General features: G+C 65.6%; 12 protein-coding genes. 6 read left to right on the forward strand and 6 right to left on the reverse strand.

Annotated features, from left to right (window positions below; all coding sequences use genetic code 11):
* Nucleotides 1-91: 91 nt before the first annotated feature.
* The 3 genes from WDX12_RS07805 (at nt 92) to WDX12_RS07815 (ending at nt 5,116) form a co-directional block, all read left to right on the forward strand.
* Nucleotides 92-1,192: an aminotransferase class I/II-fold pyridoxal phosphate-dependent enzyme gene (locus tag WDX12_RS07805; protein ID WP_434724474.1), complete on the forward strand. Its 1,101-nt coding sequence runs from the start codon at nt 92-94 to the stop codon at nt 1,190-1,192.
* Between the two features lie 155 nt (nt 1,193-1,347).
* The gene (locus WDX12_RS07810) at nt 1,348-2,586 is read left to right on the forward strand and encodes an MFS transporter (protein WP_434724475.1); all 1,239 of its coding nucleotides are present in this window, start codon (nt 1,348-1,350) and stop codon (nt 2,584-2,586) included.
* 187 nt (nt 2,587-2,773) lie between these two features.
* A complete protein-coding gene (locus tag WDX12_RS07815; RefSeq protein ID WP_434724476.1) occupies nt 2,774-5,116 on the forward strand; it encodes an endonuclease/exonuclease/phosphatase family protein in 2,343 nt (780 codons plus the stop codon).
* A gap of 23 nt (nt 5,117-5,139) precedes the next feature.
* Here WDX12_RS07815 and WDX12_RS07820 read toward each other — a convergent pair whose 3' ends face one another.
* Entirely contained in the window at nt 5,140-5,403 is a 264-nt protein-coding gene (locus WDX12_RS07820) for a hypothetical protein (protein WP_320297493.1), read from the reverse strand.
* Between the two features lie 93 nt (nt 5,404-5,496).
* Between WDX12_RS07820 and WDX12_RS07825 the strand changes: the two genes are divergently transcribed.
* Nucleotides 5,497-5,763, forward strand: a complete 267-nt coding sequence (locus WDX12_RS07825; RefSeq protein ID WP_434724477.1) for a hypothetical protein — start codon at nt 5,497-5,499, stop codon at nt 5,761-5,763.
* Nucleotides 5,764-5,813: 50 nt separating this feature from the next.
* On the opposite strand, the gene WDX12_RS07830 is transcribed toward WDX12_RS07825, so the two are convergent.
* The 5 genes from WDX12_RS07830 to WDX12_RS07850 are packed head-to-tail and all read right to left on the reverse strand — an operon-like array spanning nt 5,814 to nt 11,091.
* Entirely contained in the window at nt 5,814-6,920 is a 1,107-nt protein-coding gene (locus tag WDX12_RS07830; protein WP_434724478.1) for an SAM-dependent methyltransferase, read from the reverse strand.
* Nucleotides 6,921-6,938: 18 nt separating this feature from the next.
* Nucleotides 6,939-7,514: a DUF3726 domain-containing protein gene (locus tag WDX12_RS07835; protein ID WP_434724479.1), complete on the reverse strand. Its 576-nt coding sequence runs from the start codon at nt 7,512-7,514 to the stop codon at nt 6,939-6,941.
* Nucleotides 7,511-9,166 carry a hypothetical protein gene (locus WDX12_RS07840; protein WP_434724480.1) on the reverse strand — a complete coding sequence of 552 codons (1,656 nt, stop codon included), beginning with the start codon at nt 9,164-9,166 and terminating at the stop codon, nt 7,511-7,513. The genes WDX12_RS07835 and WDX12_RS07840 overlap by 4 nt, the downstream gene beginning before the upstream one ends.
* Nucleotides 9,163-10,167: an Ldh family oxidoreductase gene (locus WDX12_RS07845; protein ID WP_434724481.1), complete on the reverse strand. Its 1,005-nt coding sequence runs from the start codon at nt 10,165-10,167 to the stop codon at nt 9,163-9,165. The genes WDX12_RS07840 and WDX12_RS07845 overlap by 4 nt, the downstream gene beginning before the upstream one ends.
* 15 nt (nt 10,168-10,182) lie before the next feature.
* On the reverse strand, nt 10,183-11,091 hold the full coding sequence (locus WDX12_RS07850) for a LysR family transcriptional regulator (RefSeq protein ID WP_434724482.1): 909 nt from the start codon (nt 11,089-11,091) through the stop codon (nt 10,183-10,185).
* Between the two features lie 101 nt (nt 11,092-11,192).
* Here WDX12_RS07850 and WDX12_RS07855 point away from each other — a divergent pair, with 101 nt between their 5' ends.
* Nucleotides 11,193-12,641 (forward strand): aldehyde dehydrogenase family protein, encoded by a 1,449-nt coding sequence (locus WDX12_RS07855; RefSeq protein ID WP_434724483.1) that lies wholly within the window; start codon nt 11,193-11,195, stop codon nt 12,639-12,641.
* Nucleotides 12,638-13,636, forward strand: coding sequence for a membrane dipeptidase (locus WDX12_RS07860; protein ID WP_434724484.1), 999 nt, complete (start codon nt 12,638-12,640; stop codon nt 13,634-13,636). The genes WDX12_RS07855 and WDX12_RS07860 overlap by 4 nt, the downstream gene beginning before the upstream one ends.
* The last annotated feature ends 58 nt before the right edge of the window (nt 13,637-13,694 follow it).

Raw genomic sequence — 13,694 nt, forward strand, 5'->3', positions numbered from 1 at the left:
AATGATTTAACGAAGCCTGCCGAGGAATCCGCCTTGGCAGGCTTCCTGCTTTTATGGCTTGGTTACTACCGGAGATTGGGGGGGGCAGGCCATGAACTACGCCAGGATGCTGATCGAGAAGGAAGCGCCGGAGGAATACGGCTACGACCGCATCCGCTACAACCTCTCCGAAAGCTCCATCGCCGACCAGAAACTCTCCAACATCGGCCTGGCCTTGCCCGACCTCACCCTCTTCTATGGCGAGCATCGCGGCGACAAGGCGTTGCGCGCGTTGATCGCCGGGCAGGACAAGGGCGTTTCCCTCAACGATGTGCTGGTGACCGCCGGCGCGGCCGGCGCGCTGTTCATCATCGCCACGTCACTGCTCTCACCCAGCGACCATCTCGTGGTCGTTCGGCCGAACTACGCCACCAACATCGAGACGCCGAAGGCAATCGGCTGCGCCATCTCCTATGTCAACCTCGATTTCGACCAGGGCTTTGCCGTCGACATCGAACGCGTCACGGCAGAGATACGGCCGAACACCAAGCTCATCAGCGTCACCTGCCCGCACAATCCGACCGGCACGATGATGACACGCGCCGACCTCGACGCGCTGATTGCGCTTGCCGAAAACCGCAAATGCCGATTGCTGGTCGACGAGACCTACCGCGACCTCTCCTATGGCGAACGCCTGCCCGCGGCGGCCTCGCTCAGCCCAAGCGCGATCAGCGTCTGCTCGCTGTCCAAGGCGTTCGGCATTCCGGGCATCCGCATCGGCTGGCTGATAACCCGCGATCCCGAGCTGCAGGAAACATTCCTCGCCGCCAAGGAGCAGATCGGCATTTGCGGCAGCGTCATCGACGAAGCGATCGCCCGCACCGCGCTCGAACGCCGTGACGCCTTTCTCGGCTCGCTGCTGCCGGACATGGCCAGGCGCCGCGACATCGTGCAGGCCTGGATCGACGGCGAGCCTCTGGTCGACTGGGTGCGGCCACAAGGCGGCGTCGTCGGCTTCCCGCGGCTCAACGTCGATGCCGGCTTCGACCTAGACAAGTTCTACACCAGGCTGCTGGAGGAACACGGCGCCTATGTCGGTCCCGGCCACTGGTTCGAGATGCCGAAACGCTTCTTCCGTCTCGGCTTCGGCTGGCCGACGGAAGCGGAGCTGCGCGGCGGCCTGTCGGCCATCTCGGCTGCGTTGAGGGGCTGAATCGCCTTAGCGGAGCAGAAAATTTCGATTTTCTTCGATCCGGCGCGGATTTTTTGCGCGCGCTGGAGGGCGAACTGGGCTAAAGGGTTGCGGCCGGACCAGCGCCCACCGTGGAAGTGCCCCGCCGGCCATTGTCGCAACGGGGCCCTTGAATCATGACCGTCGAAGCAACGTCTCCAGACCAGCGTTACGCAGCGTTCCGGCACCGGCCTTACCTCAGCTACTGGACGGCGCGCTTCCTCACGACTTTCGCCACCCAGATCGTCTCTGTCGCGGTTGGCTGGCAGATCTATGACCTGACGCGCAATCCCTTCGACCTGGGCATTGTCGGCATCGTCCAGTTCCTGCCTTCGCTGCTCCTGGTACTTGTCACCGGCGTGGTCGCCGACCGCTTCGGCCGCCGCCTGATCATGACATTGTCGACGCTCGTCGAGGCCGGCTGCGCGCTCACGCTCCTGTTGCTGACGCTGCGCGGCCTTGGCGGCCCGCTGCCGATCTTCGTCGTGCTCGCCATGTTCGGTATCGCCCGCGCCTTCTACGGGCCGGCATCGTCGTCGCTGGTCGCCAATCTCGTGCCGCAAGAAGACTTCGCCAACGCGATTGCCTGGAATTCTTCCGCCTGGCAGACGGCGACCATCGTTGGCCCGGTCGCCGGCGGCCTGCTTTATGGCCTTTCGGCTGAAATCGCCTACGCTACCGCGGCGGTCCTGATGCTTGTCGCGGCGCTGCTTGTCTTCACCATCCCGAAGCCCGCGCAGCAGACCGCTACCGACAAGCCGACAATGCAGACACTGTTCGCCGGCTTCGGCTATATCTGGGGCGAGAAGATCGTGCTCGGCGCGATCTCGCTCGACCTCTTCGCCGTGCTCCTGTCCGGCGCCTCGGCGCTGCTGCCGGTCTATGCGCGCGACATATTGGAGCTTGGCCCCTGGGGCCTCGGCCTGTTGCGCTCGGCGCCTGGCATCGGCGCCATCTGCGTCGCCGTCTGGCTCGCCGGCCATCCGATCCGCGACCATGCCGGCAAGATCATGCTGGGCTTCGTCGCCTTGTTCGGCGCCTTCACCGTGCTGTTCGGCGTCTCGACCATCACCTGGCTGTCGATCGCAGCACTCGCCTTGCTCGGCGCGACCGACATGTTCAGCGTCTATATCCGCGAGACGCTGATCCAGCTCTGGACGCCCGACGAGGTGCGCGGCCGCGTCAACGCCGTCAACCAGGTCTTCGTCGGCGCCTCCAACGAGGTCGGCGAATTCCGCGCCGGCACCATGGCGGCGCTGATCGGCACGGTTCCCGCCGTCGTGATCGGCGGCATCGGCGCCATCGCCGTCGCCGGCCTCTGGGCCTATCTGTTCCCGGCGCTGCGCCAGGTGCGGCACCTCAACAGCCGCAACTGATCGAGTTCTTGATCTGGGCCGCTGGATTCGACGCAGTCGGCCCAGGCGGCTTACGCCGACATCCGTTGACGGATCCACGCCCGCCAAAGTTTCGCCCGTGGCAGCGTGAATGGCTTCACGGTTCGGGCTCTCCCGTTTGTTACTATTCGCCAGCCTGGCGATCAGGCGACGATTGGGGGCAATTGCCATGTTTCGTTCCGGACGCACGTTCTGGTCAGATCAGGTTTTGGCCAGGTTGATCATCCTGCTTGTCGCGCTGACTGCCTCGCCGATCGGCGGCGCCAGGGCGCAGGAAGTCGAGACGGTTCGCGTCGCGACGTTCAACGCCTATCTGCTCTCGCCGATCTTCAAATGCGCCAACCCGAACTTCGCTGACTGCCTCGTGCAGATTCAGGGCCAGACCGAAAAACAGGCCGAGCATCTGGCCGACACGATCCTGAAGGACACCGACCGCTTCGACATAATCGCGATCAACGAGGCATGGGACGAGGATGCCAAGCAAATCCTCATCGACAAGCTCAAGCCCGTCTACCCGAATTATGTCCGCAAGATCGACGCTGCGCTGCTGAAGGTGCGGCCGCAGGCCATTGTCGACGCAATCACCAGTCTCGATCCGGCGGCTGCCGTGGCGATCTATGGCGAGCCGGTCGAGAAGATCGACGGCGAGGACAGCGGCCTGATGCTGTTCGCCAAGAGCGATTTCAAGTTCATGCCGCTGCCCGACGACAGCTTCAAATGGGGCAAGCACGACGGCGAGACACTGGATGCGGCGACTGACGAGGTCGGCTTCACCCTCTACGACCATTGCGGCGGTGTCGACTGCCTGTCGGGCAAGGGCGCGGCGATCGTGCGGCTGCTGCATCTGCCTTCGCAAAGCAACTACACGGTCGTCTTCACCCACATGCAGGCCGACTATTTCGAGAAGAGCCCGGCCGAGCTGCATGCCGACGCGCGCGACGCGCAGTTCGACCAGATCGAGAAGCTGATCGAGACGACGCTGTCGCCATTGACGCCAGCGCAGCGCAAGCGCGAGCGCGTTCTGGTGATGGGCGACATGAACGTGCCGCTGTTCCACCCGCCGACAGGCGAATGGGCGCGCCGCTTCGCCACCCCCGGCACGTACTGGACGTCCCAGCACTATGACAGCTGGGCGGCGACCAACGGCGCCGATCCCGGAATCTCCAACTACATCGACGGCGAGCGCTACGACTACATTCTCGCCGCGCCGAAGCCTTATCTGAGCGGCGGCATCGAGGGACCGATCTGCGTTCAGCACGTGACCATCCCGGTCGATTTTGTCGACCTCGAAAGCGACCACAATCTTCTGACCGCCGACCTCAACCTCGGCAATAATTTCTGCAGCCCGTCGATCGCCTATCCGGTCAATCTGACGACAAGGAAGGGCCCGGACGGCAAGCCGCAGGCCGAAGAGCTGATCGACTTCAGGAACGGCCAGGACGTCACCCAGATCCGCTATCCGGGTTCCATGCAATGGTTCCATGTCGTGCGCCAGGACGCCGGCAGCTATTCGATCGGACCCGACAATCCGGACGTCAACATCGACATCTACCAGCCGTCCAACATGACGACGCCGATCTCCAGCTACTATGGCAGCACCAGGACCGTGCAGGACGGTGAGCACATTTTCACCGTCCATACCTATGCCTTGCCCAAGGAGTTCTTCATCCGCGTGACCGGCAAGGACCGCAGATGGCAGGGCAACTATGCGCTGCTGGTGCGCCGCCACACCTGCGCGACCAAGGAAGAGGCCTGTCCGCTGCAGCCGGGCGAGCCGCCGCAATTCGCCTCGCTGACCGAAGCCGGCAGCCTGCTGGGCAGCCAGGACGAAGCCTGGTTTCGCTTCGACGTCGTCGGCCAGGCCGACAGCGGCGCCGACCAGACCGTGACGCTGACAGCCGATGGCCTGCCCGATCCGAGCCGCTACAAGGCGACGCTGGAGGAGTTCGACAACCCGCATGGCGGCGAGCCGCCGATCGCGGTCTCCGGCACCAGCCGCATCGTCAGCGACGCCATGGGCGACGGCACGCATGGCTATCTCGTCATCCATCAGGCGGCCGCGGGAAGCCAGGCCGTGCGGGTGCGCGCCTCGATGCAGACCACGGTGCGCAATCTCGAGCTCAAGGCGCTGATCTGCGAGGACGAGACCAATCCCGAATTCGGCTCCGACGACATCTTCACGCAATTGTCGATCGACAGCCGCACCATTCGCTTCCCCCCTGGGGGCGAGGTCGAGTTCGACTGCGACGACTCCGCCGACCAGAAGGACTGGGCGCGCTTCGGTAGCACGAACCTGACCTTTGTCGACCACGCCGGGATGAAGGTATTCGAGCAAGACGACACCAGCCCCAACGACCCCAGTCATGCCAACGAGTTTCCCGACCTGCCGCCCGGCGCCAGTTCGCTCGACGGCGTGCGCAACCCGCTGATCTGGAATTTCGAAGGCGGCCGCTACCGGCTCAACTACGAGCTGACGATGAGAAGGAACGAACCGGTGGCGGCAGCGCCGTAGTGGGCGCTTCGCTTGCGGTTCGGCTAATCAGAAAAGCTGACGCTCACGCCGCGCTGCCGAAAATACGCCTGCATCAACTTGCGACCGGCGCGGTTGTTCTGCACCAACCTGGTCGGATCGAACACCGCCTGTTTCTTCCCCTCGCGTGCCAGCGCCGCCTTGAGTGTCGCGATATGCGCATCGATGTCGGCATTGTCCGCTCGGAGTGAGGCATAGATGCTTTCGGTCGCATCGGCCACGGTAAGTTCGCTCACAGCTGTCGTCCTTTGGTTGGTTGGGCGGCGCATAACACAGATGGTGGCTGCGCCGATACGATTTTTGTTCCTCGCGTTTTGAGGGGACGGTTCTATTTTGGACAGGCCTAACAGGAGGGTTACGCTGTGAAAATACGCACGACGACGCACAATCATCCCGGAGAACCAGGCGTCATTCTGCTGGATCAGCCATTGGCGAGCATGATCGTAGGGACCGACATTCGCGATGGCAAAACGACGCTGTTCGGAACGGTCGATCTGCAGGTGAACTATTCCGGCAAGTACGACATCAGGGTTGAATTGTCGCCGGACGAGCTCACGCGCGTCTACCAGCTGCTCGTCAAAAATCTCCTCGAGAAAATACAGAACCTGACCGCTGAACCGACTCCTTGAAGTTCTTTGACTCCGGGGGAGCAGCGCGGAGTTTGCCGTGGCGGTATCACCTACCCTTTGACGATCTCCGTCACGCAGTGGACATAGTCCATCCGATGGCCTTCGGGGGCGCGCGCGACGTCGGCTTCGTACGCGCCGTAAAGATCATCGACGATCGCGGCACGGTCGGCCGCGGGACGCGAAGGATCGAGCGCGTTCGCAAAGACGGTTTCCGACCAGGAGCGGAGCGTCGGCACATAGGCCCTGGCGAAGGTCTGCGCATTGCCATGGACCCGGAAGGCCTCGGCATAGGGGCACGGCGTCACCATGGTGAAGATGTTTTCCAGCCTCAGTCCGGCCTGCGACACCGGCGAAGCGGAATCGCGGAAGGGTGCCGCGAACTCGTCCGGCGTCTTGTAGAATTGCTGGAACGTCGCGTTGACATATTCCGTCTCGCTGATCCGCCCTGCCCGAGCCAGGTCGCGCCAATGGCGCGCGAAGCCGTCGAACATGTCGACCCCGGTCGTATGTCCGAGATAGCGCCCTTCCTCGTCGACGCAGAAATTGGCCAGCGCCAGCCTGCCGCCGGACCTCAGCTCGCGCGCCCTGGCGAGCAGGATCGTCTGCCAGTCGCGCAGCCCCTGGGCGCGAAACTCGCCGCGCTCGGCCTCGGTCGCGCCGACCGCCTGGACATGGTCGGCGATCATGCAGGGCCGCTTGCTGATCCAGTGCATCGCCGTGGCGGAAAAGCCGAACGAGAGCGAATTGTCCGGCACGATCTGGCGGTAGAAGCTGGTGCCGCTGCCGAAGATGTAGAGGGAAGGCGTCTCGGCCAGCGGAACCTCCGTCGAGGTGCCCAGCAGCCCCTGGCTCAACCTGAACAGGGTCGAGAAGTCATTGTGCGGCAGGTCGGTGTAGGTGATCGATATCGCCCGGTCCGGCTCCCTCTCACGAACGGCGCCGACCAGCCGCCGCATCATGTCCATCGAGGTGCCGCCGTCGGCCGCGCCGAAATCGGCGATGGCGAATGGCTGGCCGTCGGCCAGCCGGGGCATCCCGGCGACGGCCTTGACGACGAGATCGCCAACCTTGTCGATGACGTATTTGGCGCCGACGGTGTTGGCCGAGTAATAACCCGCCCCACGCATGGCGATCTTCTGGCCATCGGCTGCGCTCATTTCTTTCTCCCCTTGTTATTAATCGTCCACCCGGCCACCGCCGGCACCACGCACGCGCGATCGCTCGCTTTCCGGCACATAGGTTTTGCCGGCGAAGGAATTGAGCGCCGCGAGCGTCCGCTCGTCGATCGCGCCGCGCCGGCCCGTGGCTGACTGCTCGATCTCAGCGCGGTGTTCGACGACGACATCGGCGCGCGTCACCGGCCCCACGGGCCGCGCGACGCGCATCGCCGAACGGCGCAGCATGGCGTCGAACCAGACAGGCAGGCCGACATTGATGATCGTCAGCGGCAGCGCGCTCGCCGGAAGCGGATCGTCGAGCAGCAAAGCCGCGGTGCGGATCGGGCAGAGCGGTGTTTCGGCAGGCTTGTCGACCTCGCCTTTTCGCCAGCGCGCCGCGCGGGCAGGATCGGGCGCCGCGAAGGACTGCGCGTTTTCGGCAAGGCTCAGCAAGGCCTCGCCCCAATTGTCGTTCTCGACCGCGATCCGGCGCGCCGCGCGGCCGATATCCTCGGCCAGTCCCCATGAAAATCCGGCACCGCGCGCCGCCTTGGTGCTCAGCGTTTCCACCTCGTTGAGCGACAGGTCGATCACGCGGCCTCTCCTGCCGGCGCCATCGTGGCGACATCCTCGATCAGCGGCTCGCCGCTGAACAGCGCGATCCGCAGCCAGCGGTCGGAGCGCGGATCGAAACTGCGCGCGCCGAAGAACGCCAGCTTGGCGCGCAATATGTTGACGGGCCGCAAGTCGGCGCCGATCAGATTGTCGTGGATCTCGGCATAGGGAAATCTGGCGACGATCTGGGCGCGCCGCACCGCATGGCGCCATTCGGGCCGGCCCAGCAGGAAGTCGGCGACGCGGGTCGAAGCCGGCTCCCGCGCCAGCGCGGCCGCAAGGCCGAGCGCATCGCGCGCCGTGGCCAGGGGCTGTTCGAGCTCGGCGCCGTCCTCCTCGAAACGCTCGCCGAGCCGGGGCTCGAGCTTCTCCGCCGACACATACCAGAAGCGCGCATTGGCGGACGGTTCGGCGAAGTCGACTTTTCCCGCCCAGGAATAGCTATCGAGAAGCGCCTGGCGAAGCGACCCGCAGGTGACGCTGCCGTCAATCGCATGTCCAGGCGTCTCGTCGGCCTTCATCGCGTCGCCGAGCTCGTCGACCAGCGCGCCATGCGGCTCGAGGATCAGCGAGACGCAGGCTTCCTGCCCTTCGAGCGAGAAATGTTCTTCCGCGAAGCGATAGACCGCATCCCAGGGCCGTGCTTTCGCCAGAAGCCGGTCGAGGTTTTCGGCCAGCGCATCGAGATCGGCGGCCAGGGACCGGGTTGCCGCGGCCTGGCCGGCGTCGTCGCTGTGCCAGCGGGCCACGCGCTGCCGCAGATCAGCGAGCGCCTTCGAGAAAATGTCTCGTTCCAACTCGCCGGCATGCGGCTCTGCACGCACCCGCGCCAGCGCGGTTTCGCGGGCGAGGAACCAGCTATGCGTCAAGAGCGGATGGCGAACGAGGAACGGAGCCATGCCAAGCCCGGTCGCATTGCCCACCCCGAGCGCCCGGCGTAATTCCGGCGCCAGGCTCGCCGCGCCGGCCGGATTGCGGCGACAGGCGATGTGATCGACCAGGTCGAGTGTGAAGGACCGTATCAGCCAGACGGTGAGCATCTCGGCCTGGAAGGATCCGGCAAGCTCCGGCCGCGCGGCGATCTCGTCGCGGTCGGCGATGCCGAACTTGCCGTTGCCGTAGACGGCCGTGGTGCGCAGCAGATAGCCGACGCCGAGCAGTTGCTCCTCGTCCGGCTGCCGTCCCTGCGCCAGAGCCAAAGCCACTTCCTCGAACAGCCGCACGCTCTTGTTGGCGCGCGCCAGCACGAGTTCGCTTCTTGTATAGCGGCCTGCCTCCTGCAGCGGCGCATTTGCCTCCAGCCGCGCCACCTCGGTGGCGTCCGGCAATCCGTCGTAAAGCACGTAGCTCGTGTCCCAGGCCTGCGCGATCACCCGGTCGGACCGCTTCTCGTCGTCGAGCGGCGTCGAGAAGGCGACCAGGCTGTAGGTCCTTGCCGGCGTTTCGACCGCATAGACCGCGCGCCCGAACCCATTGTCGTCCAGGTCGAACCGGTCCTTGCGCACCCGCCATTTCTCCCGGGTGGCGCGGCGGATCAGCTGGCGCAGAAAACTGAGACGTGTCGGATGCGCGGCGCCCAGCCGCTTAAGGCGCATGACGACCTCCGGCGGGCGCAGCGCGATCGCCGTCATGCAGCGGTCCCTGCGAGCTTTTCGAGCGCGGCGAGCGTTTCCGCCGCCACCTCGATGCCGTCCTTGGTGTTCTGTTCGCGCGCGCCAAAGCGTCTTGTGCCCGGAAGCCTGGCATCGCCGATGAAGGCGCCGGCGACGGTCTCCAGATTGCCCGCGAATGCCCCGGCCGAGCTCGCATCGGGCGAGATTGCCAGGAAGAACTGGCCGGTTCCAGGCGGACCTCCGGCGGTGCCGGAGAAGGGGCTGGCGACAAGCCCGGGATTGGCTCCCGTCAGGCATGCGGCAAAGATCTCCACCAGCAATGCTGAGCCGACGCCCTTGTAGCCGCCCGCCGGCGCCATCGTGCCCTTCAACGCCTCGCCGGCATCGGTGGTCGTCTCGCCGCTCGCGTCGAAGGCCCAGCCGGGAGGGATCGGCTCGCCGGCGCGGGCGCGCTTGATGACCTCGCTCTTGGCGACGACGCTGGCGCTCTGGTCGATGACGAAGCGCGCGCCGCCCTGCCCGTCCGGGACCGCCAGCGACCAGGGATTGGTGCCGAGCGCCGCCTTGCGGCCGCCCCAGGGCGCGATCGAGGCCGGCGCGTTGGTGAACCCCAAGCCGACAAGGCCGGCCTGCGCGATGTTTTCGGTGTGACAGCCGAGCGCGCCGCAATTGTAGGAATTGCGGACGGCAAGCGCCGCGACACCTTGCGTGCGGGCTGCCTCGATCAGCGCCGGCAGGCCAAGGGCGATGGCCGCATGGGCGAAGCCGTTGCCCGCATCGACGGCAACGACCGCCGGAGCCGGCCGCGTCAGGCTGGGTTCGGCCGATCCGAGCACCTTGCCGCAAGTCAGGTGCTCGCAATAGGTCGGCAGATACATCAGGCCATGCGATTTCAGGCCGTCGCGTTCGGCGGCCGCGACGGCTGCGGCGAGCGCACGCGCCTGCACCTCGCTGGCGCCGTGCCGCACCAGCGCCCTACGAGCGAGCGTTTCGATGCTGGCTTGCGTCAGGCGCGTCATCCCCTCACCCACCAATCATGCCGCCGCATAGCCGAACTCTCTCTCGCCGGCCTGCGCCTGCTGGCGAATGCATTCGATGAAGCGCAGCGACGCCGGCTGCAGATTGCGGCCCTCCTTGGCGATCCAGCCGACGGTCCGGCTCGAGCGTGGATCGGCAAGCGGCACGAAGCGCACGTCGTGGCTGCTCTTCCAGCGGCAGAGCCGCGGCAGGATGGTGACGCCGAGCCCCGCCTCCACCATCGCCAGGTTGGAGCTCACATTGGTCGCGGTGAGTTTCGAGCCGGCGGCAAGCGCCTCGGTCTCGGCAAGCCCGAGTGCCGCGGCCGCGCCATTGCGGATGAAGCTCTCGCCGTCGAGCTGCGCCCATTTCAGCGGACGCTTCGATTTTGCCAGGGGATGATCGGCCGGGCAGACGAAATCGAGCGGCTCGTGGAACAGCGGCTCGAAACTGAGCTGCGGCCGCTTGCTGGCAAGCACGCACAGCCCGACCTCGACCATGCCGTTTTCGACCGCGTCGACGATGGCGCTGGAATCGCTGTCGCGGACGTGGATGTCGAACCGGCTGCCCTCGGCGCGAAGCTGGGCGATGGCGCGCGGCAGCAAGGTCACGGCGACCGAAGGCACGCTGGCCACGTCGCAGCGGCCCTGCCGGTCCGCCGCATAGCTGGTCATGGCCAGGCAGGCGCGGTCGTAATGCGCGATCATGGCGCGCGCCTCGTCGAGCACGATACGGCCGACTGGAGAAAGCGCGCCCTTGCGTTCGCTCTCGAACAGCGGCGCGCCGATGTCGTCTTCCAGCTGCTTCAGGGTCATCGACACCGCCGACGGGGTACGGCCGATCTGATCGGCCGCGGCGCGCACGCCGCCGGTCTCGCAGACCGCGACGAAGCTGCGCATGCCAGTCAGGCTGATCGTTTTCGTCACTGTTAAGCTTGCCTGAACATTTGTGCCAAAAATTGAGCTTGATTGAAGTTCACAGCATTGGTTAGGTCGTTGTCAATCGAATTTGATGCAGGTCGAACCCGATGCTGAACGGTCAGAACTTCGTTGCAGGCGAATGGCGCGACGGCGGCGACTGGGTCGAGGACGTCAATCCGTCGGATGTGACCGACATCGTCGGGCGTTTCGCGCAGGCGCGGCTGTCCGACATCCATGACGCCGTGGCGGCCGCGCAAAACGCGCAACGGGAGTGGGCGGCGGCCGGGCTCGAAGCGAGAGCCGCCGTTCTCGACGCCATCGGCCGCGAATTGATGGCGCGCTCGAAGGAGCTTGGCGAACTGCTGTCGCGCGAGGAGGGCAAGACGCTTCCCGAAGGTGTCGGCGAGGTCTATCGCGCCGGCCAGTTCTTCACCTATTTCGCCGCCGAGGCGCTGCGTAATCTGGGCGCCTCGGTCGATTCCGTCAGAGCCGGCGTGGATGTGCTGATCGAGCGCGAGCCGGTCGGCGTCGTTGCCGTCATATCGCCCTGGAATTTCCCCATCGCCACCGCGTCCTGGAAGATCGCGCCGGCGCTGGCTTTCGGCAATGCGGTGGTTTGGAAGCCGGCCAGCGTCACTCCGGCCAGCGCCTGGGCATTGACCGAGATCATCAGCCGGCAACCGATCCCGAAAGGTCTGTTCAACTTGGTCATGGGATCGGGATCGACGATCGGCCGCGAGCTTGCCGCCAATGCCGATATCCAGGGCCTGAGCTTCACCGGCTCCGGCGCCGTCGGTTCCGGCATCGCGGCGCTCGCCGCCGCGCGCTTCGTGAAGCTGCAGCTCGAAATGGGGTCGAAGAATCCGTTCGTCGTCATGGACGACGCCGACCTCGACCGTGCCGTCGACCTTGCCGTGAGCGGCGCCTTTGGCGGTACGGGCCAGAAATGCACGGCGGCGTCGCGGCTGATCGTCCACCGGCCGATCCATGACGCCTTCGTCGAGAGGCTGCTGGCGAAAACCGAAACCCTGAAGGTCGGCCATGCGCTTGAGGCCGGCGTCCAGATGGGACCGGTCGTCAGCGCCGAGCAGCTCTCGGCCAATCTCGATTATATGACGCTCGGCATCAGCGAAGGAGCAGAGCTTGCGACCGGCGGCGAAGCGCTCGATCTCGCGCATCGCGGCCATTACATGGCGCCCGCCGTGTTCCTCAACGGCCGCTCCCGCATGCGCATCAACCAGGAGGAGATGTTCGCGCCGATCACCTGCGTCATTCCAGCCGACGATCTCGACGAGGCGATCTTCCTTGCCAATGACACGCCCTACGGGCTGACGGCCGGCATCGCCACGCGCTCGCTGGCGCGTTCGACGAAATTCCGCCACGCCTCGCGCTCCGGCTGCGTCATGGTCAACCTCGCGACCGCCGGCACCGACTATCATGTGCCGTTCGGCGGCGTTCGCGCCTCGAGCTACGGCCCGCGCGAGCAGGGCCGCGCCGCGGTCGAGTTCTATACCCAGGTCAAGACGTCCTACATCCACGCGGGCGCGCCCGAATGACCAACGCTGCGCCGCAAGTGCTCATCGACGGGCTGCAATACTGCAACTGGTCGCGCGAAATTTTCGAGGAGATGCGCCGGGGCGGGCTGACCGCGGTCCACGCCACGGTCGGCTATCACGAAGGTTTTCGCGAGACGGTGCGTCACCTGGTCGACTGGCGCACTTGGCTTCGCGACAATGAGGACCTGATCCTCCTGGCGCGCGATGCCGGCGACATCGAGCGGGCGCGGGCCACCAACCGGACAGCGATCCTGCTTGGCCTGCAGAACCCGATGCCGATCGAGGACGACATCGGCCTGATCGAGATGCTCTTCGATCTCGGCATCCGCTTCATGCAGCTCACCTACAACAACCAGTCGCTGCTCGGCTGCGGCTGGATGGAGAAGGAGGATAGCGGCGTGACGCGGATGGGGCGCGAGGCGATCGCCGAGATGAACCGGCTCGGCATGATCATCGATCTGTCGCATGCCGGCGAGCGGACCGCGCTGGAAACGATCGCGCTGTCGGAGCGCCCGGTGGTCATCAGCCATGCCAATCCGCGCTGGCTGCGCGACAGCAACCGCAATGTTTCGAGGGCCGTCTTGCAAGCGCTGCGCGAAAAGCAGGGATTGCTCGGCCTGTCGCTCTACCCGCTGCACCTTCCGAACGGCTCGGACACGACGCTGGAGCAGTTCGGGCAAATGGCTGCCGAAGCGGCCGGTATCATGGGAGCGGATCATCTCGGCATCGGCTCGGATCTTTGCCAGGACCAGCCCGACAGTGTCGTGCGCTGGATGCGCGAAGGCCGCTGGACCCGCGAGCTCCAGGCGACCGCGAGCTTTCCGCCGCAGCCGTCCTGGTTCAGATCGAACCTCGATTTTCCGAAACTCTCGGCAGGCCTTCTTTCGGCCGGATTCGCCGAGGCCGAAACCACGCTGGTCCTCGGCGGCGCCTGGCACCGTTTTCTCCAGGCCAGCCTGCCTTCGGCCCGGGATTCGGAGGCAGCGAGCAGATAGGCTCGCGGTCAGGTAGGCGCAGGCCGGGTCAAGCCCGGCCGTTCAGGGGTATCGGACT

The organism is Mesorhizobium sp. RIZ17 (assembly GCF_051127865.1).
GTDB lineage: Bacteria > Pseudomonadota > Alphaproteobacteria > Rhizobiales > Rhizobiaceae > Mesorhizobium > Mesorhizobium humile.